Origin of the sequence: Robiginitalea myxolifaciens, assembly GCF_900115205.1 — a bacterium.
Classification (GTDB): Bacteria; Bacteroidota; Bacteroidia; order Flavobacteriales; family Flavobacteriaceae; genus Robiginitalea; species Robiginitalea myxolifaciens.
Genome location: NZ_FOYQ01000002.1, coordinates 659621 through 683517 on the forward strand (window position 1 = coordinate 659621; position 23897 = coordinate 683517).

A 23897-nucleotide genomic window follows, 5' to 3' on the forward strand; every position below is an offset into this window, starting at 1 on the left:
ACCGCCTGCAGAGGCCTGAAAAATACCCTGGATATGTATATTTGTAAGTGATCAAACTCAGTGATCCGCCGGAGTCTATGGAGCCATTTATCGTTTCTGCACGAAAGTACCGCCCGCAACAGTTTAAAGATGTTGTGGGGCAGCAGGCTATTACGCAGACACTCAACAATGCCATCGAGAATGATCACCTCGCTCAGGCACTGTTATTCTGCGGCCCACGGGGTGTTGGAAAAACTACCTGTGCCCGGATTCTGGCCAAGAAAATAAACGAAGACGGAACACACCAGGAAGGCGAAGATTTTGCATTCAACATCTTTGAATTGGATGCCGCTTCCAATAATTCGGTCGATGATATTCGCAATCTGATTGATCAGGTGCGCATACCACCGCAGGTTGGGAAGTACAAGGTGTACATCATCGACGAGGTACACATGCTTTCCCAGAATGCTTTCAATGCCTTTTTGAAGACCCTGGAAGAGCCCCCCAAGCACGCCATCTTTATCCTGGCTACTACAGAAAAGCACAAGATAATCCCCACTATCCTTTCCCGCTGTCAAATCTTTGATTTTCGGAGAATAACGGCTAGTGACGCTGCGGAATATTTGCAGTATATCGCCAGGGAACAAGGGATCGAAGCCGAGGAGGAAGCGTTGATGATGATTGCCCAGAAAGCCGACGGAGCCATGCGGGACGCCCTATCGATCTTTGATCGCGTGGTTAGTTTTGCCGGGAAGCAGCTTACCCGGAAAGCTGTGGCAGAAAACCTCAACCTCCTGGATATCGAAGTGTACTTCAGAACTACCGAGCTCATCCTTCAGGAGGATATTCCCGGCTTACTCGTCTATTTCAACGAAATCCTGTCTCAGGGGTTCGAGGGACAACACTATATTGCCGGTCTGGCCTCTCACTTCAGAAATCTCATGGTTTGCCGCCACGATAAAACGGTAGAAATCCTGGAGGTCACCGAACAAACCCGTGACAACTATCGGCAGCAAGCCAAAATGTGCTCGGATTCCTTTCTTATTCGAGCCACAGACCTGGCCAATCAATGTGGCCTGGACTATAAGTCCAGTAAGAACCAACGCCTCCTGGTAGAACTCTGCCTGATGAAATTGGCGTCCCTGAGCGCTGCCGAAAAAAAAAAGCCCGGTGAAGACCATTTCCTGAGTGAAAAAATCGAGATCCTCCCCGCTTCCAGCTTTACCCACAAACCAGCAAGCCCTTCTACCCCGTCTACCCCTTCATCCACTGAAGTAGCTCCGACCAGCCCCCCGGTGCAGGATTTGGCAAATCCCGGAATCGAAGTCCAGGAAGCTGAGTCCCAGCCGGTGGCTCACACAGCAACAGCAGCGGTGACATCAGCGGAACCCACAGCATCAGCAGCTGTAACATCGGAGGAACCCACAGCATCAGCCGAAGTGACGGCCGTCAATAGCACACCATCAGAACCCATTGCGGCCAGGCCGGAAGTAATGCAAGCCGACGTAGCCCGGGAGAAGCCTGCGGTTGTTCCTACTACCCGTAAACAAGTCTCCGGCCTTTCCCTGTCCGGGCTCCGGGAGCGCAAGGCCCATCAGGCGCGCAAAATGGAGGTTACTTCTGAAGAAGTGGATCTGCCTAAGGACCCAGTGGAAGAAGAAGAGCTCTTAAAGTACTGGGAGGCCTATATCGCCAAAGTGGAGCGAAAAGGCCGGAAGATCCTCGCCTCCAACCTGAATGCCGATTCCCCTAAACTCAAGGGAGATGACGTCATCTGGATCGAGCTCCCAAATTCTACCATGAAGAAGGAGGTTGAACGCGAGCAACAAGACCTTATGCGTTTCCTTCGCAAGAAATTGAACCACTACGGGCTGAACCTGAAAATTACGGTCAACGAAGAGGTTGCCAAGCAATTTGCCTTTACCCCACAGGAGAAATACGAAAAACTCCGGGAAAAGAATCCGGCAATTGATTTACTCAGAAAGACTTTTGATCTGGAGCTCTAAGCTCAGGAATGCTACTTGGTAGTAACGCGGATTCTCCAGCTAAAGATCAGGAAAACAAGCGCAGCAATACCCAGGCCAAGGGATTCCCGTCCCCTTTCGACATTGGTCGTTTTCATTTCCATGTCGCCAACACCCACTCCTTCGTAGGTCTCCGGCCAGAACATAAAAGCCCCTACCAAAAAAGCAATTCCCAGAAGTAAGCTTACCCAATAAGGTAATTTTCCCAGGGCAAAGAGCAGGGAACCCAGGGCTGCAATCCCATAAATCAGTATCCACATGAAACTATCGGGATCGTTTATCTGCACGTAAGCGGCCCAGGCGAATAACAGGACCATTAACCAGGAAAGGATTTTAAAGAATGATTGCATGGGGCGTTTGTTTATTCAATATTGGTTAATCAACCGATTCGGATACGGTTTTCAGAATTAGATCGTATACATCCTGAGCCCGGAAGGTTGTTAGTTCCGGAAGCTTCTGATTTGTTATAAAGATAGGATAATCCAAAGAATCCTCGGGAATCCGGCCATGCGAACCGCGGACAAGTTCTGCCTTCAGGGGAATAAGGTCCATAACCGTCCTGAACCCCATCTTTTTGCGCAGTAATTTCAAGGCCACTTTCGGAATAACCAACGGATCTGCAGGGTCCGTAAATAGTTCAACCGGGTCATATCCCGGTTTCTTATGGATATCCACAGTGCGCGCAAAATCCGGAGCTACAGCATCGTCTTCCCAATAGTAATAGGTAAACCAGGAGCGCTCATCGGCTACGGCCACCAGATCCCCGCAACGGGAATGCGCCAGGCCCGCCTCACGGATTCCATCTCCAGAAAGGACTTCCCCTACTCCGGGAACCTCTTCCAAAATTTTGCGAACTTCCTCGGTCTTAGACGGATCTTTCAGGTAAATATGGGCTATCTGGTGGTCGGCTACGGCAAACACCTCGCTAGCCCCGGCATCGAGTAACTCCAGCCCGCGTTCTCTGCGTATTCCCAGCCAGCCCAGCTTTCGAAAAACGCGGTTCAGGTGAACCGGGCGATCTACGTCTGTGATGCCATATTCAGATAAGAGAATAATTCGTACCCCTGCATGCTGATAATGATCGATAAGTCCCCCTACCACCTGATCAATTTCGGACAGGTCCTTGGAAATCCTGGAAAAATCAAGTCCGTACCGCTGCAAGTTGTAATCCAGGTGCGGCAGGTAGATCAACGTTAGTGTCGGATCGTACTTACGATCGGTGGCGACACTGGCGTCGGCTATCCACTGCGATGAACGAATGGTAGTCTTAGGCCCCCAGAAATGAAAGAGGGGGAATTGTCCCAGCGCATCCTGCAATTCATCGCGCAACTCCGGAGGAAAGCTATAAGAATCCGGAATCTTGCGTCCATCCGCCAGATAATTAGGTCTTGGGGTAACGCTGTAATCGACTGTGGAATACATATTGTACCACCAGAACATGTTGGCACAGGTAAATGCCGGGTCTTTTTCTTTAAGTACTTCCCAAATTTTCCGGCCCTGGACTAAACGGTTAGACTGTCTCCAGAATTTTACCTCACATTCGGTTTTGAAGTACCACCCGTTTCCAACAATTCCGTGGTCTTTCGGTAATTTACCCGTTAGGTAGGTCGATTGTGCGGTGCAGGTTACACCTGGAAGGACGGGGGCTATATCCGCAGCGTCACCGGCCTCCAGAAAAGCTTTGATCCTGGGTGTGGCATCGCCAATCAGCCTCCTGGTAAGGCCCACCACATTGATGACAACGGTTTTATTCATGATTCCCGGATCGTTTAAGATTGCAATTGCGCTTTTAACCAGTGTAGTTCCCTCACGATACTCTTCTGCAGGTTCTCCTTGAGTCCTGCAGGAAGTACTTCCCAGGTGTAGGTTTCCACCTCCAGATGGTTCGTTACAGGATGATGTTTCAGGTACTCCAGCACCTCGACAATCTCGTTTTGCGTAGCCTCAAGGGTTTCGTATCCCGATGCAAAAATCGGTACATGGAAATGCGCGCGAAACTCGCTATTCCAAATCCCATCCGCTTCGGATGCCTGGGCTAAGGCCGACTTAAATGCAGGCAGATCATTAAAGGTAGCCACCCCAGTATCGGTACGATGGGTTACCTGATGCAGGTATACCGGCTCATCAAAGGATTCGAGGGATGTAAGCACCTGTTGTCGCTTAGTTGAAGGAAATCGAATCTTTAGGGCAGCGCTCACCTGGATTTTTCCTGTTCGTATTCCGGCCTCTTCAAGCCGGGGAAATACGAATTCCGGCTTTTCAAAAGCCAGGGCAAAATGGCAGACATCGTAACAAACGGCAATATGTTTTTTAAGTACTTCTGCAGCTTCCTTTGCGGTTATCCCCAGCTCTTGCTGTAACAAAGGAATACCTTCTGGCAACAGGAATTCAGCAAAGAAGCGCAGGACCTCCGCCGTATTTTCCAGGAGGCCGTCGGGCTCCGGCTCAATATCCAAATGGAGATCCTGGCCATGATCCCTGTTAAGCTCATGTAGCAGCAGCGCTACACGGGCCATGGCCCGGGCACCCTGGGTCAAAGCCTGGTCTGCCTCCTCCGCGGTCTCAAACCAATGACGATAACTTATTGGGGAGGTAGAAATACCTCCATCAACTCCGTCGGGTAACAGGCGCGATAACTGGCGGAATAATCTCAGGGTGTATTCGAGGCGTTCGGGCTGTGTCCAATCCGGATGGTGCACCTTGTCTTTAACACGTGTCCCATGGAATGATCCAAAAGGGAAACCGTTGAGTGTAAAAACATATAATTGTTCCCGGGTTAGCCAAGCTTTGAATTCCTCCAGCTTATCGGCCTCTCCGAGTTCTCTGCTGGCACGATCCGAGAGTCGCAGGCCTACTCCCATAGGGTTTCCTGCTGCAATATCCCGACGTATTGCCGGAAGATTCGACTTCAGGGCAGTATAGGTGTCCTCCCAGGATTCCCCGGGATGAATGTTCGTACAATAGGTAATATGAAATTGATCCCCGAGAAACATTATCCGGGGCTTTGGGTAGGTACGCGTGCGCTTAAGTAATCGAGGGCTTCGCGAATCAACGTCCGATCCATTTCATGGACATCCTCTTTTTCTCCGATTCCTTTGAGGAGGGTAATGGTCAATAATCCTCCCAGGTGTTCCTGAAATTCGGTCAGGCCGTTCAGTACTTCTTCCGGAGGGAATTTCTGAAGTTCAGGAGGGTTTAAATTGAACCCTAGCGCCTCAAGGACAGCCAGTATACGGTCCCGCTCCACAATACCAATCCTTCCGCTTAATTGGCTATAGACAACATCGAGGGCCATGCCAACGGCAACAGCTTCCCCATGACGCAATGAATAATCGGTGAGATGCTCCCATTTGTGCGCCGCCCAATGCCCGAAATCCAGGGGACGTGAAGAACCACTTTCAAAAGGATCTCCCCCGTCGGCAATATGATCCATATGTAGTTCAGCGCAGCGATAAATAAGCTGGTTCATAGCTTCCATATTGCGACTAGCCAGGGCGGAAGCATTTTCCTCAAGCCATTCAAAGAAAGTCCTGTCTTTGATCAGGGCAACCTTTACCGCTTCCGCAGTTCCCGCTACCCAATCCCGGGTTTCCAAAGAGGTCAAAAATCGGGAGTCATTTATAATGGCCTGGGGAACAGCAAACGTGCCTAAAAAATTCTTCTTCCCGTAGGCGTTTATACCATTCTTTACCCCAACGGCTGCGTCGTTTTGCGCCAGGACAGTTGTTGGCAATCGCAGCACCCGAACACCACGGTGCGCTATGGCTGCAGCGTATCCCGTCATGTCAATTACCGCACCACCTCCAAGGGCGATCACGGTGGAATGTCGGCATATCCCATTGCGTTCGATGGCATCGACAACTTGATTCACGTGAGCATCGGTCCTTTTGCTGGCTTCTCCGCCCGGAACAATCAGGGTTTCCGTATGGGTAATCTGGTCCGGAAATGCCCCGCAGTATACACGTATTTCTTCAGCTAAATTTTCCCAGGCTGCAGCCACCCCGGAATCTACCACAAAGAGTAGTTTGACCGGTAACTTGGCGGTATTCTCGGCCAGGGTATCGGCCAACAAAGAATTATCCGGCCCAAATATGTTCTCGGTGAACATTAACCGGTGCTGGTAACTTACTTGAAATTTTTTTACAATGCGCTGCTCCATAAATAAGATCAGGTCACGTCAAATTGGCGGGCAATCCAAAACGATAACGCCATCAGTCCCAGGACAGCCAGTCCGAGAACCCAGTGGCCATAGGCAGCTGCCCAGGTGGCATCCAGGGCTACAATGCCTATCACCCCGGATTTTACGGCCTTACGGATAGCCAGGGGTTCCGGATTTCCTATGGCCGCTATTAACGGTCGGATTACCAATATGCCAAAAAAGGCCAGAAAAGGAAGGCAAATTGCCCAAAGACCCGTATCTGTACCTGCCAGAATACCAACGCCAAAAATAACGATAGCGTATAAAACAAGCGCGAAGATTAAGCTGGATTTCCTGCCTCCCCAAACTTCTCCCCGACTCACCAGGGTGACTGCAAAAATGTAGACAACGGGGATCCACAGGAATCGCCAAGGGTCAAAACCGGGAATCAGACTCATCCCAAGCCATAGATTCAATCCTCTGCAAATACCCATAGCCAGTGGTCCCAGGACCTCGACCTTTTTAGCCACTGCATCGTAAAAAACGATTGTTCCCGCCAGGAAGGATGCGATTACTCCGCTCCACCAACCTTGCCAGAAAGCAAAACAGATCCCTAAAGCCAATAATCCAAATCCTAAAAGGGCTGCTCCACGCCGGGTAGCTTCCCCGGAGGGAATGGGACGCTCTGGTCGCTCTACGGCATCGAGCCGTGCATCGAAAAAATCATTGAGGACCACTCCACCTGCATAGAGGCAGACCGAAGCTAGCATGAGCTTTACCAAGGGTAGTAGCTGCTCGGCAACCCAGAGTTGTGAAGCCTCCGCCAAAAAACCGCATATCGCCGCCCCCGCAATTACATCTGCCGCCGCAGTGGGTAAATTCGGCAGCCGCAAAAGCCGGATATATGCAGCGGTCCGCGACATTTTGTTAACTGATCTGATCGGAGTCTACCCGAGGTTCCTGCCCGCGCAACACGCTATTCTCGTTAAAGAGCTGGCGTTGGTCTATTCCACCTGCATCCTGCCAGTCCGACTCCTTCATATTGCTATTGCGGCTAAAGGCTTCCAGCGCATTGGCATAGCAACTACGGTGAACATCTGAAGGATCAATTCCTTCCCTTAGCATTAAAGAAGCCGTTTTAGGTACGGCAAGCGGATCACTAACCCCCCAGTCGGCTGAGCTATCTACGATGATGCGTTCACTTCCGTATTTGCGAATTACTTCTACCATACGCCTGTTTCCCATTTTGGTCTTAGGGTAGATGGTAAAAGCTGCCCAGAATCCGCGGTCCAGGACCTCCTGAACCGTTTCTTCATTATTGTGATCAATGATCACATCGGCCGGATCCAGACCGTGTTCTAAACAGACCTCCATACTTTTGATAGTACCGGCTTTCTTATCCCGGTGCGGGGTATGCACCTGTACCGTCATTCCGAATTCCTTAGCCAGATCCAACTGTGCACGGAAAAATCGATCTTCCGCGGGAGTCTGATCGTCATAGCCAATTTCTCCAACCGCCACCACGTTGTCTTTCTGAAGGTAAAGCGGAAGCAGTTCCATCACCTCTTCGGCCAGCGGTACGTTGTTCGCTTCCTTCGAATTCAAGCCAATGGTGCAGTAGTGTTTGATCCCAAACTGGCTCGCACGAAACGGTTCCCAGCCTACCAGGCTACTGAAATAATCCTGAAAGGAACCAACCTGTGTCCGGGGTTGTCCCAACCAGAATGCAGGTTCGATAATCGCGACCACTCCTGCAGCTGCCATTGCCTCATAGTCGTCCGTGGTGCGGGAGGTCATATGAATATGGGGATCGATAAATTTAAGTGATTCACTCATGTTTCAGGAATTTAAAGTAGTCCAGGTAAAAGGTTCTTTTTCGTATGTTTTTGCCAGGGGATGCCCGGCGATCAATTTTTTGGCTTGCGGATTATCAGAAGCCAGACAGCTCAGGTATCCAGCACGCTGTTTCGCAGGGTTTTCACTTTGAAGCAACCGCTCCATATCCCCAAGTAAGTCTTCATTGAGAAATTGTCCGACAGGTTGCCAGAACATCGGATCAACATCCCGGGAAGCCGCCCAACGTTCATGGGCATAATCCGAAATTATTCGGGCTAATGAGGCGTTCGCGCGATGTGATATGTCCGTTATTCGCCCCAAGTTCCGCTGCATAAAGGCAGCTTTCAGGTACATCTGATTCCATTGCTGTTCATTGAAATGGCAGGCCGGGTAAGGATTGTCCAGGGCAATGGCATCAAATACGGTGGCGATATTGGTTCGCAAGGCCTCGACGGCTGCAAATGAGAATGCTTCGCAACCCGGCAATACCGGCAAAAACCGCAAAAAGGCCACCAGTTCGGAGGTGTCGGCAAGCTCAATAATTTTGGCCACTTTATCGGAATAGAAGGCTTCATTGGATTCCAGCACCCCAACCAAAAGATAGATACGGGCCAATTCCCGCATCCCGGGCCTATGCATCAGGAGATATCCGGGTAAAAAGGCATCGGGATCCGTAGGCTTAACAGCCTCCCAATTAACAGCGGAAGCTGAAAATTTACGACCTATCAGGGTGTATGTCATGTAAAGCTTTCGGGTATCAGGATCAGCAGAGAGGGCGGCAAGCTGTTGTTCCAGCCAGGACCAGTTATCCCCATCGCCATTTTCCTTTAGTATTCCCCCAATAAAATCAAGCTTTTCAGTCATAGTACTTTTTAATCCGGAAAGTGCAAGCGAATCCCAAAATCAGGAGCAAAAATAACCATTAAAATCCGTAATCCCATTCTCCCGGACCTGGGGAAAAGTCCTGAAACTCCTTACTTTTGTCTGAACGAAATTTTTAAGCTGAAAGTACATGCTGGGCCTGAAATTGCCAACCGATCCCCGATGGGTCGATATCGCCTCCAAAAATATCGACGACATCCTCACCGACCATGCCTTTTGCGAACAAAAGGCAGCCAGTACCGCAATCTCCCTGATCGTTAACTTTCCCGAATATCCCGAATTGGTTTCTGAAATGGTAGCCCTGGCAAGGGAAGAGATGGGGCATTTTAAAATGGTACACGATCGCATCCTCGAGCGAGGGCAGACCCTGGGGCGCCATCGCAAGGACGATTATGTTATTGCCCTGATGAAGTGCTTCCCCAAAGGAGGAGATCGCGAAATTCAGCTGGTTCACCGATTGCTTTACGCGGCCCTGATCGAAGCGCGGAGCTGTGAACGATTCCGGCTGCTTTCGGAAGCCCTTGAAGACCCGGAGTTGTCCGAGTTTTACCACCGTTTGATGGTGAGCGAGGCTGGTCACTACACCTTATTCCTCAAATTTGCGCGGAAATATGGCGATCGCGAGGTGGTAGATCGCAAGTGGCAGGAATTATTGGATTACGAAGCGGAGATTATCAAAAACCTCGGCAATAGCGAAACCATCCACGGGTAATTCCATAAGCATTCGCTTTAGGTACTACAATCGGCCTAATTTCCTCAGGTAGTAATCGTACATCTCAAACTGGGATCTCAGGGGTTCGCCTTTGGTAGGACGGTACTGATTATCCTGGTTTTCGTTGAACAAACGCGCCTTGACATTGTCCTTCCAGCTGATATCGAAAGTGTCGATCAACTCCTGTTTGATATCCTCCTGATAAATAGGGCACCCTACTTCTACCCGATTATCCAAATTACGGGTCATCCAGTCTGCGGAAGAAATATACACCTCAGGATCCCCGTCATTACCGAAGATAAAAACCCGTGGATGCTCCAGAAACTTGTCGACGATACTGATGGCCCGGATATTTTCACTCATCCCTTTCACCCCGGGAACCAGGCAACAAATCCCCCTGATAATCAGGTCAATTTTGACGCCCGCATTGCTGGCCTCATATAACTGATCGGCCATATCGTAAGACGTAAAACTGTTCATCTTAATCCGGATCGCGGCAGGTTTCCCTTCCCTGGCGTTTTGAATTTCACGTTTGATGAGCTTGGCAAATCGGGAACGCGTATAGTGCGGTGAAACGATCAGGTGCTTGTATTTCTTGATCTTATAGGTCGTTTCAAAGAAGTCAAAGACCTTGTTCAGTTCTTTTAGGATGGGTGCGTGAGCGGTAAACAGCGTATAATCCGTGTAAATGCGGGCCGTGGATTCATTGAAGTTTCCGGTACTGATAAATCCGTAACGCTTGAGCCCGTCGCCTTCCTCCCGATCTATTACACAAATTTTGCTGTGGACCTTTAATCCAGGCACACCGAAAATAAGTTTTACCCCTTCGGCCTGTAATTGTTCGGCATATTCTATGTTCGCTCGCTCATCGAAGCGCGCCTGCAATTCGATTTGCACGGTCACCTGTTTCCCGTTCTTAACGGCATTGATCAGGGATGCGGCAACCTGGGAATTGTCGGCGAGCCGGTAAACCGTAATCTTAATACTCCTGACCTTTGGGTCAAGAGCAGCTTCCCGAAGAAACTTTATGATGTAGTTAAAAGTGTGATAAGGTGCGTATTGCAAATAATCCCGTTCCGCAATAGAATCAAACAGGCTCCCCTCCATGCTCAGGCCTTTTACCGGCAGGGGTTTGATTTTATCGTACATCAGGTCCGAACGCCCCAGGCTTGGGAAGCCCATGTAGTCCCGGCGGTTATGGTATCGCCCTCCCGGAATTACGCTGTCAGTATCCTGAATATTCATTTTATCCTTGAGGAATTTCAGGGTATCGCTTTCAATCGAGCGGTCGTAAACAAAGCGAACCGGCTCGCTGATTCTTCGGTTATCTACACTGGCCGATATCTTTTCAATAAAGCTCTTACTGAGATCGTTGTCGATATCCAACTCGGCATCGCGGGTAATCTTAATCATGTGCGCGCTAATGGCCTCGTAGGAAAACATATTGAAGATGCTGCGCAAGGAGTACCGGATCAGGTCGTCCAGGATAATGATATAATTCTTTTCGCCCTCTGCCGGCAGGACCACAAACCTGTCGATGTCTTTAGGGATTTCTATGAGGGCATATTGCTTCTGACCGTTGCCTTTGCCATTTCCGGTATCGATGAGTACCATCTTGACCGCCAGGTAAGCCGCAGTATCTTTTAGTGTCGGGAATTTGGTATGATCATCCAGGATTATGGTCATCAGCTGTGGGCTGACATTTTCCATGAAATAGCGCTTGAGGAAATCCTCCTGATGCTCCTGAATTTCGTCTTCGGTAATGATGAAGATATTTTCCTTCTCCAGTTCGTCCTGGACCTGATCCAGGATACGGACACTTTTTTCCTGTTGCTCAATCACGATCTTCGTGATCTCCTCCAGGAGGTCCTTGGCTTTTTCTCCCCCCAACACGCTCTTACCGGATTTTCCGGCCTGCACAATGCGCTTTACAGTCGCATATCGCACCTTGAAGAATTCATCCAGGTTATTGGAAAATATACCCAGGAATCGCAGCCGCTCGATCAGGGGGACCCGTTGATCCTCACTTTCCTGCAACACCCTTTCATTAAATCGCAACCAGCTGATTTCCCGGTTGATGTATTGGTACTTCTCCATAATTATCGCAATGCTTTTGGAAACAGGGTCCGATCGGTCAGACCTTCGGTAATGCTGCTCCAGGTATTCGTTTCAAATTTCAGGTGGACAAATCCGGCTGTGGGAATATTGTCAAAATAACTATTCCCCCATGCATTGGCCGTGTCGGTAATGGCGTGATTGTGCCCGAAAAGCATAACCCGGTCCAGACTGTTGTCCAACCCCTTTACAAAGGTGCGAAGCCCGACTCCACCAAAATCGTACAGGGATTCTGTAACTTCCAGGAGGTTTAAGGGGAGTTCAAGCTGCCGCATGATTATCATACAGGTATGAAGTGCCCGATTCGCAGGACTGGAAAATACAGCCTCTGGAGGGGCGAGTTCCGCGCTAAGCGCTGCCCCAATACGATGAGCATCGCGAATACCCCGCTCCTGCAATGGGCGATCCCGATCGCTTACCTCGTATTCCCACGAGGATTTTGCATGTCTTATGATTAGTAGTTCCTTCATTTAGAGTTATGGCGAAAGCCGCTCTATAGTCCATTTGGATTCCTGTTCCGTTCGGTATCTGATCCTGTCGTGTAACCGATTCATTCGCCCTTGCCAGAATTCAAATTCCCTAGGGGTTACCTGATAGCCACCCCAATGGTTCGGACGGGGAATTTCCTTGCCTTCATAATTGCGCTCCAATTCGGTAATCTTAGTTTCGAGGAATTCCCGGTTGGGGATAACCGAACTTTGGTCAGAGGCTATAGCCCCTAGCCGACTCCCTCGCGGTCTGGAATGGAAATAGCGATCCGACTCCTCTCCGGAAATGGGCCGGGCCTCTCCGCTGATGATTATTTGTCGTTCCAGGGCCGGCCAGAAAAACGACAGGCAAACTCCAGGATTTGCAGCAATGGCCTTCCCTTTATCGCTCTCGTAATTCGTAAAAAACTGGAATCCTTCGTAGGAGAATTGCTTGAGTAACACAATTCGTGTCCTAGGGAAGCCATCAGTACCAACCGTTGCCAGACTCATGGCATTCGCTTCTTCAACCCCGGGATGTTCCTCCGCTTCGGAGAACCAGGATTGAAACAATTCCATTGGATTGGACGGGACGTTAACCTCGTTCAGACTATCCTTCTCGTATGATTTCCTCAGATTTCCAAGATCCTTATTCATGAGCTTTCAGCTACCTTTTATACGTTAGCTAATCTATTGGAAAGATAATCAAAGTTCGGCCCAGTCAAAAACCTTTCCATCCGCTGCCAGCTCGGTATTCAGGAATTCCTGTTGTGCCTCCTTGCGGAAGGAATCCAGGGAATTGTATCGGGAGGAAAAGTGTCCCAGGATCAAGCGATTAACCTCAGCGGCACGAGCAATTTTACCTGCCTCCAGTGCCGTGGAATGGCCGGTCTTGGCGGCCAGGGCTGCTTCCGTATGCAGAAATGTCGCTTCGTGATACAACGTATGGACTCCGCGAATATGCCCTGGAAGCTCGGGATCAAATGCCGTATCCGAACAGTACGCATAGCTTCCCGTGGCAGCGGGTGGCTCCGTGAGTACCGCATTGGGTATGGTCCTGCCATCTGCAGCTATTGCATCTGCACCCTGTTTAATCTTCAAATAATAGGCCCGCGATATTCCGTGGGATTCGGCGACTTCGGGCTTTAATTTACGAAGACCGGGAAGTTCCCGGAATAGGAAGCCCTGAGTGGGCACGCGATGTTTAAGTGGAAATGTCTTAACGGTGAATCCTTTGGCTTCCAGTAAGGTATCGGAGGTACCTTGTTCAAGTTCGTGGAAATGAAGCGGATAATTGATCCAGGATTCCCCTAATTTTAAAAGCAGAGTAATCGCCTCTTTGATACCCTTGGGACCATAGATATGAAGCGGTCGTTCCCTGCCTAACAGGCGAAAAGTGGATATCAATCCGGGCAGGCCAAAGAAATGGTCCCCATGCAGATGGGAGATGAATATATGTTCAATACGGGTGAATTTGAGACGGAGCCGGCGCAATTCCATTTGGGTTCCCTCCCCGCAGTCTATAAGAACCGGTGAATTCCCAATTTCAAGCACCTGCGCACTGGGTCGCGCCAGTAATCGTGGCGTTGCCGAATGACAACCGATAATCTGCAGGCGCATTCCCGCCATCAGAGCTCCAGGTCGCGTTCGATTTCCTCCATCTCAATAAGGTCGCGAGCTTCCTGAATGGTTGGCACCAAACTGATTTCTTCAGGGACCTCGTCATACCCCAGGGAGTCGCTGACCAGTACAAAAGACTTTCCCAGTTCCTTGTGTTCCCGGGATAAAGGCAGGAACTCCAGGACCCGGTCAGCGGTGAGCGCCTCCAGGCTAAATAAATTCATAATCAGGTGATCGTTCTTCAGGCCCGGATAGGCTTCGGCTAATTTGCTTAGAAAGGTGCTCACGGAAGGACTTTCCTGATGCACCAGGGTAGTATCCCCGTCGCGGTCGAATATCATGAGCTTATTGTTTTATCTGGGAGGCCAGCAGATAGATCACTGCCATTCGTATGGCCACCCCATTTTCCACCTGATTCAAGATAATACTTTGTCCTGAATCCGCAACATCACTTGTAATTTCCACCCCTCGGTTTATAGGTCCAGGGTGCATGATTACAATTTCCTTACTCAGACTTTCCAGCAATTTGCGGTTGATACCAAATTGCCGCGTGTATTCCCGGGTACTCGGGAAATAACTCATATCCATCCGCTCATTCTGGATGCGCAGCATATTGGCTACATCACACCACTCCAGGGCGTTGCGCAGATTGGGTTCCACGGTAACCCCGAGGGATTCCACATGCTTGGGCATCAGGGTCTTCGGACCGCACACCTTTACTTCGGCTCCCAGCAGCTGCAGGGCAAATATATTGGAAAGGGCTACCCGGGAGTGCAAAATATCCCCAACGATAACGACCTTCTTTCCCCCTACATCTCCAAGTTTTTCCCGTATGGAATAGGAATCGAGCAAGGCTTGCGTAGGATGTTCGTGTGCCCCGTCCCCGGCATTGATAATCGAAGCCTTAACATGCTTCGAAAGAAAGATCCCGGCACCGGGATTGGGATGGCGCATCACAACCATATCTACCTTCATAGACAGGATATTGTTTACCGTGTCGATCAGGGTCTCCCCTTTTCGTACGGAGGATTGGGCCGCGGAGAAATTGACCACATCTGCAGAAAGCCGCTTTTCGGCCAGCTCAAAAGAGAGTTTGGTCCGGGTGCTGTTTTCAAAGAAAATATTGGCAATGGTAATATCCCGGAGGGAAGGGACTTTCTTAATGGGTCGGGAAAGGACTTCTTTAAAATGGTCTGCTGTCTCAAAAATGAGCTCTATATCCCGTCGATTGAGATACTTAATTCCCAGTAAGTGGCGTACGCTTAACTCGCTCATGGGTTATTGACTGATCAAATATACGGCATCCTCACCATCGTTCTCCACCCAACTCACCTTCACTTTTTCTTCGTTTATCGCGTCGACCTGCCTGCCCCTGTAATTGGGTTGGATCGGAAGGTGTCGGCTAAAGCGTCGATCGATCAGGGTAAGTAATTCTATTTCTCTGGGCCTGCCAAACGACTGGATCGCCGTTAAGGCTGCCCGGATGCTGCGCCCGGTGTATAAAACATCGTCGATCAGCACCACGCGTTTTCCCTCTACCAGAAAAGTGATATCCGTACTGCTGGCTGCCAGGGTTTTATCGCCCCGTCGAAAATCATCGCGGTAGAATGTAATGTCGAGAAGTCCGAAGGGAATGTCTTTTACTTTGTACTCCTTACGCAGTAATTCAAGCAGGCGATTGGCAAGAAAAGTTCCCCGGGGTTGCAGTCCAATCAGCACGCTATCGCTGAAATCCAGGTGGCTTTCCAGGAGTTGGCACGCCAATCGATGCAGGATAATGTCGATTTCTTTCGCGGAGAGCAGCAGTTTTTTCGTCATAAAGACTCGGCCCTGAAGGTTCGGGAACAAAAATAGGTATTTCTATAGAATCGCCTGGCCCACTTACCCGGGAACAGGCCAAAAAAAACCCCGGAAATTCCGGGGTTTAATTGTTTTAGATTTCGCAACATTATTTCTTCTTAGCTGCTTCCATCTTATCCTTAAGCGCTTGAAGCTGCTCGTTGGCATCTCCAAGAGTAGGCTTGGCTTCATCCGCAGCAGAGGCCGCTTTGCGCGCCTGCTGGCGTACATTGCGTTGCTCGGCTTCACGGAAGATAGCTGTGTGACTAGCTACTACGCGCTTATAATCCTTGTTGAATTCAATAATCTTGAATTCCGCTTCTTCTCCGCGTACCAATTTCTTCCCATCCTCTTTTTCGAGGTGGCGTTGTGGGATGAAAGCTGTGATATCCGCGTTGAATTCTACCAGCGCTCCTTTGTCTACGATCTCACTGATCGAAGCCGTGTGCGTAGTTCCTTCGGCAAATTCACCTTCGTATTTATCCCATGGGTTCTCCTGAGTTTGCTTGTGTCCAAGGCTCAGTTTACGTCCGTCAACGTCCAGTTCCAGAACTTCTACTTCCAGGGTATCCCCTACGCTGCAGAATTCGGATGGGTGCTTGATCTTTTTGGTCCAGGACAGGTCTGAAATGTAGATCAGGCCGTCGATTCCTTCTTCCAGTTCTACAAATACTCCGAAGTTGGTGTAGTTGCGAACAATCCCCTTATGACGGGAACCTACAGGATACTTAGAAGTGATATCGGTCCATGGGTCCGGAGTGAGTTGCTTGAGTCCGAGAGACATCTTGCGATCTTCGCGATCCAGGGTCAGGACTACCGCTTCCAGTTTGTCGCCTACATTGACGAAATCCTGTGCAGAACGCAGGTGGGTAGACCAGGACATCTCACTTACGTGAATCAATCCTTCCACACCTTCGGCTACTTCGAGGAATGCACCGTAATCGGCGATAACAACAACCTTACCTTCTACCTTGTCTCCTACTTTAATCTCATCGCCCAGGGCATCCCATGGGTGCTTCTCAAGCTGCTTGAGACCTAATTGGATACGGGACTTGTTGTCGTCGAAATCCAGGATTACAACATTGAGCTTCTGATCCAGCTCCACCACTTCGCTTGGGTGGTTGATACGGCTCCAGCTCAGGTCGGTGATGTGTACCAGACCATCTACACCTCCGAGGTCGATAAAGACTCCGTAAGAAGTGATGTTCTTGACAATACCTTCCAGTACCTGGCCTTTCTCCAGCTGGCTGATGATTTCTTTTTTCTGCTCTTCGATATCGGCTTCGATAAGCGCTTTGTGAGAGACTACTACGTTTTTGAATTCCTGGTTGATCTTAACCACTTTGAATTCCATGGTCTTCCCTACATAGGCGTCGTAGTCGCGGATAGGCTTAACATCGATCTGAGATCCTGGAAGGAAGGCTTCGATTCCAAAGACATCGACAATCATTCCTCCTTTGGTGCGGCACTTTACGAATCCGGTTACCACTTCCTCTTTGTCGAAGGCATTGTTGATGCGTTCCCAGGCCTTGATGGTGCGGGCCTTGCGGTGCGACAATACCAGTTGTCCATTTTTATCCTCGCGGATATCGATAAGGACATCTACTTTGTCCCCAACTTTCAGGTCAGGATTGTAGCGAAACTCATTCAGGGAGATAACCCCTTCACTTTTCGCATTGATATCGATAATTGCCTCGCGGTCGGTCAGGTGAGTAATCTTTCCTTCAACAACCTCGTTATCGGCAGTATCAACAAAATTTTCGGTTACCAGGTCTTCGAATTCCTTGAGTTTTGAATCGTCGACCCGCTCAATCCCCTCTTCGTACTTTTCCCAATCAAAGTTTTCGAGAAATTCCTGGGGATCTACTTGTTTAGCCGGGGCATCTGCTGTAGCCGCTTCTGCTGCCTTAGCAACCTCTGGCTTGATAATTTCTTCAGACATGTGCTGAATACTGTTTGTATTCCGGGGTACTTCAGGAGTTCGCAATTTCCTCGGAAGGGTTTTTTCGTTTTTGTTTTCTTCCCTTTTCCTCCTGATTCTTAGCTAAAAAGGTCTGCAAAAGTACGACGAATCTGCCGCTTTTCAAAGCTTTATTTTTAATACTGAAGTACACTGGGCAAAAGCCCTGGAATTTGTATCTTGATTGCTCAAAATATTTAACCATTAAATTCTATAAAAGATGAGCGTGAAATCAAAATACCAACCGGTCCTGACCCTGGGTGAACAACTGGGAATTAAGGACGGAAACGTTAGCGAAGACGGCGGTGTGCTAAAGATTAAGGGCGTAGCCGGGACGCAGTACGAAAAGAACCTGCTTTGGGACAAAATCAAGGAGATCGGCGGTCAGTCTCCCTCAGATATTAAGGCCAACATCACCGTTGAGGACGAATCGGTGTACCACCGTCATGTAGTCAAAAGCGGGGAATCCCTGAGTAAAATTGCAAAGCATTACTACGGTGACCCTATGAAATACAAGGAAATCTTTCAGGCAAATACCAACATCCTGAATAACCCTGATATGATTCACCCTGACCAGGTCCTGGTTATCCCCAACCTTTAAAATCAAAGGTTAAAAGAACATTTCTTTTCAAGGGAAAACGAATAGGACGTCCTAGTGGCGTCCTTTTTTTATGCCTGCCATTACCTGGTTTACCAACTCCCTTACATACCCGTATTGCTCCTCCAGGGTCATCTGGCTATTATCTACGACAAGGGCATCCTCGGCCTGTTGCAATGGGGAAATTTCGCGGGTGGAATCCAGGTGGTCCCGTTGCCGGACATTCTCCAAGACCTCGGCGTAGCTCACCTGGTCTCCCCGTGCCCGAAGCTCGTCATAGCGCCTTTCGGCCCGGATTTCAGGACTGGCCGTCATGAATATTTTTAACTCCGCATCAGGGAGTACCACCGTACCGATATCACGGCCGTCCATAACCACCCCGCCGCGTTGCCCCATCCCTCGTTGCAGGGCAACCAATTTCTTACGCACCGGACCCAGTGCTGCTACCGGGCTTACATACCGGCTTACCTCCAGGGTTCGGATTTCCCGTTCCACGTCCCTGCAATTCAGAAAAATATGGGCTTGTTGCCCATCGGCTGCTTTTCGGAATTCCAGATCAATGTGATCCAGGGAGTCGAGCAGGGGTTTGTGAGCGGATTCTTCATCCAGCAATCCGTTGGAGAGTGCATAGTAGGTAACGGCGCGATACATGGCACCGGAATCGATGTAGATGTAGCCGAGATCCCGAGCCAGGCGACGAGCCAGGGTACTCTTCCCCGTGGAAGAGTAACCATCTATGGCTATGGAAATCGGCGGCATACTCAAAGGTATGGATTTAGGGTTTACCTGTGGTGCCCACCAGGTTTTTTGGTCGGGCTACCTTCCGGGAAGTTACCGCAATATCAATTACCTGTTGCATATCCCGTACATAGTGGAATGTCAGGCCTTTCAGGTATTCCGGTTTGATCTCCGCAATATCCTTGCGGTTATCCTCACACAGAATAATTTCCTTGATTCTGGCCCGTTTCGCCGCCAGGATTTTCTCCTTGATTCCCCCTACGGGTAAAACCTTTCCACGCAGCGTTATTTCCCCGGTCATTGCGAGGCTTTTCTTGACTTTGCGTTGGCTGAATAAACTCACCAGGGAAGTAAGCATAGCAATTCCCGCACTGGGACCGTCTTTCGGTGTGGCGCCTTCCGGAACATGGATATGCACATTGTAATTTTCAAACACGCTGGGATCAATCCCGAATAAGTCGGCATTCGCCTTGATATACTCCAGGGCAATCGTGGCGGATTCCTTCATTACTTTCCCCAGGTTCCCGGTAATGTTCAGAGCGCCCTTACCCCGGGAGAGGATGGACTCTATAAAGAGTATATCCCCGCCAACGCTGGTCCATGCCAGACCGGTAACCACACCGGCCACATCGTTGTTTTCGTATTTATCCCGCTCAAGTCTCGGTGGGCCGAGGACCTCTTCGACGATCTGGGGAGTTACCTTTACGGTGTATTCCGTTTCGGTGGCCACATTGCGCGCAGCATAACGCACCATTTTGGCGATTTGCTTCTCAAGGCCCCGTACTCCGGACTCGCGGGTGTAGCCTTCAACTATCTTCTCCAACTCCCGCTTGCCAATCCGAAGGTCTTTTTGGGTTAGCCCATGCTCCTTGAGCTGTTTGGGCAGGAGATGCCTTTTGGCGATTTCCACCTTCTCTTCAATGGTATATCCGGTGACATGAATAATTTCCATGCGATCCCGAAGCGCCGGCTGGATATTAGAAAGGTTATTGGCCGTAGCGATAAACATGATCTTGGACAGATCAAAGCCCACTTCCAGGAAGTTGTCATAGAAATCACTGTTCTGCTCAGGATCGAGCACCTCCAGCATGGCAGAGGACGGGTCTCCCTGGTAACTACTGGACAGTTTGTCTATCTCATCCAGGATAAAAACCGGATTCGATGTTCCAGCCTTGCGGACGTTCTGGATAATCCGACCTGGCATGGCTCCAATATAGGTCTTCCGGTGACCCCGAATTTCGGCTTCGTCCCGCAGCCCTCCTAGTGACATCCGCACATACTCCCTGCCAAGGGCTTCCGCTACTGATTTCCCCAAGGAGGTCTTCCCCACCCCGGGAGGACCAAATAAACACAGGATAGGCGACTTCATGTCCTTCCTCAACTTCAGGACAGCCAGATACTCGATAATTCGCTTTTTGACATCCTCCAGGCCATAGTGGTCCCGATCGAGAATGCGTTCGGCCCTTTTGAGGTCGAATTGGTCCTCGGAAAATTCATTCCAGGGTAATTCCAACATCAGGTCCAGGTAGTTTCGCTGAATAGAATATTCGGCTACCTGAGGATTCATGCGCTGTAATTTCGCCAGCTCCTTCTCAAAATGCTCCCCGACTTTTTCGGACCATTTCTTTTCTTTACCCCGGGCCTCCATCTCATCGACTTCCTCATCGTAAGACATCCCGCCGAGTTCCTCCTGGATGGTCTTCATTTGCTGGTGCAGGAAATACTCCCGTTGCTGCTGATCCATGTCGCTGCGCACCTTGGACTGGAGTTCATTGCGCAACTCCAAACGCTGCAGCTCCGTATTCAAATGCTTGAGTACAGCCAGGGCACGTTGCTGCAAGTCTCCGATTTCCAGGAGTTTTTGCTTCTCCGCGACTTCCAGGTTGAGATTGGAGGAAACAAAATTGATCAGAAAGGAATGACTCTGGATATTCTTTATCGCAAAGGAAGCCTCACTGGGAATATTAGGGTTATCCTTGATGATCTGCAGGGCCAGGTCCTTAACCGAATCAATGATAGTGGTGAATTCCTCACTCTCCATATCGGGTCGGACTTCCCTGGCTTCTCGGATCGTAGCCGTTAAATAAGGTTTCTCGGTGAGGACCTCAGCAACTTCAAATCGCTTTTTCCCCTGGATGATCACTGTAGTGTTCCCATCTGGCATTTGCAGCACACGCAGGATACGGGCAACCGTCCCCAGGGTATGTATGTCCTGAACACCCGGATTCTCCACTTCCTCATCCTTCTGACTGACCACCCCGATTACCTTAGAACCGTTATTGGCATCGCGAATCAGGTGAATAGAACTATCCCTGCCGGCGGTGATCGGAACCACAACCCCTGGAAAGAGTACGGTATTCCTGAGTGGCAGGATAGGAAGTGTTTCAGGAAGCTTCTCGTCGTTCATCTCCTGTTCATCCTCTGGGGTAAGCAGGGGGATTAACTCGGAATCCGCATCGAGATCCTGAAGCGACAGTTTGTCAACAGATATAAATTTTGATGTAGCCATGTTTCTTTTTTCAGTCATTCTGTCACATTCGGACAGGCAGCTCAAGAGGTAATATGGGTTTTATATTTTATTAAACTACTGATTTAAAGTGGTTTATTACTAAACACCTTCCCCTTATCTCCTTCTCAGGGACAATTCCTGTGCCAAGAAGCCCTGGCACCTTCCTCCTGCCGGTTACAAAAATTTAGATCCAACTGTAACAATCTGTATTTTATACCATCTATAAGGCAAACAACAAACTTTTTGAGCCAACCTGTTGTACATACTGATGTGTTGCTGGAATCCTGCCTGAAAGGCGATCAGCTCGCTCAAATGAAGATTTACGATCGCTACTATCACGCCATGTATAACACGGCAGTACGAATCGTAAAGGACACCGCAACGGCCGAAGATATCATGCAGGAGTCCTTTTTGAGCGCTTTTACAAAGCTGACGAGCTTTAAAGGTGAGGTGACCTTCGGAGCATGGCTCAAGCGCATCGTAATTAACAACAGTATTTACCACTACCGGCAACAACAAAAGAAGCAGGAAGTGGGATTGGAAAGTGTACTGTACAAGGTCGAAGATAAGGATGGCGCTGGAGCGGATCACGGAAGTACAGAACTGATGGCTCAAAAAGTACTGGAAACCATGAAAGAGCTCAAAGACAGTTACAGAATTTCTTTGACCTTACACTTGATCGAAGGATACGACTACGAAGAAATAAGTCAGATCCTGGATATGAGTTACGCAAACTGCCGAACGACGATTTCTCGAGCCAAGGCAAGCCTGCGTAAGAAATTAGCAATAACACCAAGCTTATGAAACGGAAAAATACACTGGAAGGATTATTCGAAGAGCTTCAGGGAAATTTAGATCTCGCACAGCCGGAGGCCGGCCACCGGGAACGATTTGCCGAGCGTCTGGCCCAGATCGGGGCAGCAACGGATAATTCAAATCCTGAAGATGGCGATATCCGGTCCTTGCATGCCAGCGGCGGCAAGCGGATTCCAATCTGGAGAAGACCCCTTTCCATTGCAGCCTCCGTTGCACTATTGATCCTGGCTGCGGCAGTAGTCTTTAAGCCGGAACCCAGTCTCGCACAACAAGTAGCCGAGATTGCTCCGGAGGTATCTGAGACAACCGACTATTTCGCCAATGTCGTGGAGCAGGAAATCAGGGCCTTGCGCGAGGCGTCCAGCCCTGAAACCGAGATGCTCATTGAGGATACCCTGGAACAACTCCAGAAACTGGGAGCCGATTACCGGCAATTAGAACAGGATCTGGTAGCCGGGGGTAATACCAAACTCATCCTCAGTGCCATGATTACCAATTTTCAAACCCGCATTGACCTGTTGGAAGATGTGATGTCTCAAGTAGACGAAATCAAACAGTTTAAAAATGAATCCAATGAAGCTAATATCCTTTAAACCTGTCTTTTTACTACTCGCTTTTATAGGTAGTATGGCCCTGGGCCACGCAAATGACTTCAAGGGCAAACACACTAAGGAGAAAACCATCCGCAAAGAATTCAACGTTAATTCGGATGCCTTACTGAAAATCAACAACTCCTACGGGAACCTGGTGTTGAACTCCTGGGACCAGGATAAAGTCCTGATCGTTGTTCACATTACCACCAATGGTAATAACGAGGAAAAAGTTCAGCGTAAGCTCGACGAAATTGACGTGAATTTTGAAGCAAGTGCCTCCATGGTATCTGCAAAGACCAAATTCGGCGATAAAGATTCGTGGAATTGGTGGGGCAAGAACAACAACGTGAATATGCAGATCAACTACACGATCAGCCTTCCTGTTAAGAACTCCGTCCACCTCAGTAATGATTACGGAAATATAACCCTGGACCGGGTAGACGGCCATGCCAAGATCAGTTGTGACTATGGCCGGCTGGAACTGGGAGAACTCAGGGGGCGTGGGAATCAGTTGTCTTTCGACTACACTTCAAATTCCCGTATTGCCTTTATGAATTCAGGATCTATCGATGCGGATTACTCGGGCTTTACCATTGAAAAAGCTGGTAACCTTAAGATCAATGCCGATTACACCAATTCAAAGGTCGAAGCCATGGAAAACCTGGAATACTCCGCCGATTATGGAAGTATCGAGGTAGGTGAGGCTGGAAATGTCGATGGCTCCGGAGACTATGTAAATATTAAACTGGGAACCATCCACGGCAATGTGGATATCTCAGCAGATTATGGAACCATTCGTATCGATCGCCTGGCAGCCGACGCGGGTAACGTAGACCTGAGCACAGACTACACCGGAATCAAGATCGGGTACGACCCCGGATATAATTTCGATTTCGAAATCAGCACCGAATATGCCGGAGTAAATGGCAAGGACGATTTCACTATCAATATCAGCAAGGAAAAAGATAGCGAGCGCTATTACAAAGGCTACCACGGCAAGTCCGGAAGTGGCAATATGGTTCGAATCTCCAGTGAATACGGAGGAATCAGCTTTAAACGACAATAACTAGC

23 protein-coding genes are annotated in these 23897 nt (G+C 49.3%); 6 read left to right on the top strand and 17 right to left on the bottom strand.

From position 1 onward, the window contains the following. The first annotated feature begins 77 nt into the window (after positions 1-77). Complete coding sequence (locus BM318_RS10885) at positions 78-1985, top strand: DNA polymerase III subunit gamma/tau (protein ID WP_092982632.1); 1908 nt, start codon at positions 78-80, stop codon at positions 1983-1985. Between the two features lie 11 nt (positions 1986-1996). Here the strand turns inward: BM318_RS10885 and BM318_RS10890 are convergent, their stop codons facing one another. From BM318_RS10890 to BM318_RS10920, 7 genes are read right to left on the bottom strand one after another with little or no spacing between them, the layout of a single operon-like run. Then, positions 1997-2353, bottom strand: a complete 357-nt coding sequence (locus BM318_RS10890; protein WP_245759812.1) for a transmembrane 220 family protein — start codon at positions 2351-2353, stop codon at positions 1997-1999. Positions 2354-2378: 25 nt separating this feature from the next. Continuing rightward, positions 2379-3758 (bottom strand): alkaline phosphatase family protein, encoded by a 1380-nt coding sequence (locus tag BM318_RS10895; RefSeq protein WP_092982633.1) that lies wholly within the window; start codon positions 3756-3758, stop codon positions 2379-2381. Between the two features lie 14 nt (positions 3759-3772). Then, positions 3773-4996 (bottom strand): metabolite traffic protein EboE, encoded by a 1224-nt coding sequence (gene eboE / locus BM318_RS10900; RefSeq protein ID WP_092982634.1) that lies wholly within the window; start codon positions 4994-4996, stop codon positions 3773-3775. Continuing rightward, complete coding sequence (locus BM318_RS10905) at positions 4996-6162, bottom strand: 3-dehydroquinate synthase (RefSeq protein WP_092982635.1); 1167 nt, start codon at positions 6160-6162, stop codon at positions 4996-4998. The genes eboE and BM318_RS10905 overlap by 1 nt, the downstream gene beginning before the upstream one ends. A gap of 8 nt (positions 6163-6170) precedes the next feature. Next, positions 6171-7064: a UbiA-like protein EboC gene (eboC, locus tag BM318_RS10910; protein WP_092982636.1), complete on the bottom strand. Its 894-nt coding sequence runs from the start codon at positions 7062-7064 to the stop codon at positions 6171-6173. Positions 7065-7068: 4 nt separating this feature from the next. Beyond that, a complete protein-coding gene (locus BM318_RS10915; protein WP_092982637.1) occupies positions 7069-7977 on the bottom strand; it encodes a TatD family hydrolase in 909 nt (302 codons plus the stop codon). A gap of 3 nt (positions 7978-7980) precedes the next feature. Further along, complete coding sequence (locus BM318_RS10920; protein ID WP_092982638.1) at positions 7981-8841, bottom strand: EboA domain-containing protein; 861 nt, start codon at positions 8839-8841, stop codon at positions 7981-7983. Between the two features lie 148 nt (positions 8842-8989). Here BM318_RS10920 and miaE point away from each other — a divergent pair, with 148 nt between their 5' ends. Next, positions 8990-9571 (top strand): MiaE family protein, encoded by a 582-nt coding sequence (gene miaE, locus BM318_RS10925; RefSeq protein WP_092982639.1) that lies wholly within the window; start codon positions 8990-8992, stop codon positions 9569-9571. 24 nt (positions 9572-9595) lie between these two features. Here the strand turns inward: miaE and ppk1 are convergent, their stop codons facing one another. The 8 genes from ppk1 to rpsA all read right to left on the bottom strand — a co-directional run bounded on the left by ppk1 (position 9596) and on the right by rpsA (position 17554). Beyond that, positions 9596-11668, bottom strand: a complete 2073-nt coding sequence (gene ppk1 / locus BM318_RS10930; protein ID WP_092982640.1) for a polyphosphate kinase 1 — start codon at positions 11666-11668, stop codon at positions 9596-9598. Positions 11669-11670: 2 nt separating this feature from the next. Further along, positions 11671-12156 carry a SixA phosphatase family protein gene (locus tag BM318_RS10935; protein WP_092982641.1) on the bottom strand — a complete coding sequence of 162 codons (486 nt, stop codon included), beginning with the start codon at positions 12154-12156 and terminating at the stop codon, positions 11671-11673. 6 nt (positions 12157-12162) lie between these two features. Then, positions 12163-12810 (bottom strand): pyridoxamine 5'-phosphate oxidase, encoded by a 648-nt coding sequence (pdxH, locus tag BM318_RS10940; protein WP_092982642.1) that lies wholly within the window; start codon positions 12808-12810, stop codon positions 12163-12165. 48 nt (positions 12811-12858) lie between these two features. Further along, positions 12859-13782, bottom strand: a complete 924-nt coding sequence (locus BM318_RS10945; RefSeq protein WP_317040363.1) for a ribonuclease Z — start codon at positions 13780-13782, stop codon at positions 12859-12861. Further along, on the bottom strand, positions 13782-14114 hold the full coding sequence (locus tag BM318_RS10950; RefSeq protein ID WP_092982643.1) for a ribonuclease Z: 333 nt from the start codon (positions 14112-14114) through the stop codon (positions 13782-13784). The genes BM318_RS10945 and BM318_RS10950 overlap by 1 nt, the downstream gene beginning before the upstream one ends. Before the next feature lie 4 nt (positions 14115-14118). Continuing rightward, the gene (locus BM318_RS10955) at positions 14119-15048 is read right to left on the bottom strand and encodes an aspartate carbamoyltransferase catalytic subunit (protein ID WP_092982644.1); all 930 of its coding nucleotides are present in this window, start codon (positions 15046-15048) and stop codon (positions 14119-14121) included. Positions 15049-15051: 3 nt separating this feature from the next. Further along, complete coding sequence (gene pyrR / locus BM318_RS10960; RefSeq protein WP_092982645.1) at positions 15052-15591, bottom strand: bifunctional pyr operon transcriptional regulator/uracil phosphoribosyltransferase PyrR; 540 nt, start codon at positions 15589-15591, stop codon at positions 15052-15054. Between the two features lie 130 nt (positions 15592-15721). Continuing rightward, positions 15722-17554: a 30S ribosomal protein S1 gene (rpsA, locus tag BM318_RS10965; RefSeq protein WP_092982646.1), complete on the bottom strand. Its 1833-nt coding sequence runs from the start codon at positions 17552-17554 to the stop codon at positions 15722-15724. A 238-nt stretch (positions 17555-17792) separates the two neighbouring features. Between rpsA and BM318_RS10975 the strand changes: the two genes are divergently transcribed. After that, the gene (locus BM318_RS10975; RefSeq protein WP_092982648.1) at positions 17793-18173 is read left to right on the top strand and encodes a LysM peptidoglycan-binding domain-containing protein; all 381 of its coding nucleotides are present in this window, start codon (positions 17793-17795) and stop codon (positions 18171-18173) included. Positions 18174-18224: 51 nt separating this feature from the next. On the opposite strand, the gene cmk is transcribed toward BM318_RS10975, so the two are convergent. Next, complete coding sequence (gene cmk / locus BM318_RS10980; RefSeq protein WP_092982649.1) at positions 18225-18929, bottom strand: (d)CMP kinase; 705 nt, start codon at positions 18927-18929, stop codon at positions 18225-18227. A 16-nt stretch (positions 18930-18945) separates the two neighbouring features. Next, positions 18946-21417 (bottom strand): endopeptidase La, encoded by a 2472-nt coding sequence (gene lon / locus BM318_RS10985; RefSeq protein ID WP_092983506.1) that lies wholly within the window; start codon positions 21415-21417, stop codon positions 18946-18948. Positions 21418-21660: 243 nt separating this feature from the next. Between lon and BM318_RS10990 the strand changes: the two genes are divergently transcribed. Genes BM318_RS10990 through BM318_RS11000 form a run of 3 tightly spaced genes read left to right on the top strand, consistent with a single transcriptional unit; the run spans position 21661 to position 23892 of the window. Then, positions 21661-22221 carry an RNA polymerase sigma factor gene (locus tag BM318_RS10990; protein WP_092982650.1) on the top strand — a complete coding sequence of 187 codons (561 nt, stop codon included), beginning with the start codon at positions 21661-21663 and terminating at the stop codon, positions 22219-22221. Beyond that, the gene (locus BM318_RS10995) at positions 22218-22826 is read left to right on the top strand and encodes a hypothetical protein (RefSeq protein ID WP_092982651.1); all 609 of its coding nucleotides are present in this window, start codon (positions 22218-22220) and stop codon (positions 22824-22826) included. Before BM318_RS10990 ends, BM318_RS10995 begins: the two co-directional genes overlap by 4 nt. After that, positions 22807-23892, top strand: a complete 1086-nt coding sequence (locus BM318_RS11000) for a DUF4097 family beta strand repeat-containing protein (protein WP_092982652.1) — start codon at positions 22807-22809, stop codon at positions 23890-23892. Before BM318_RS10995 ends, BM318_RS11000 begins: the two co-directional genes overlap by 20 nt. Positions 23893-23897 lie beyond the last annotated feature (5 nt).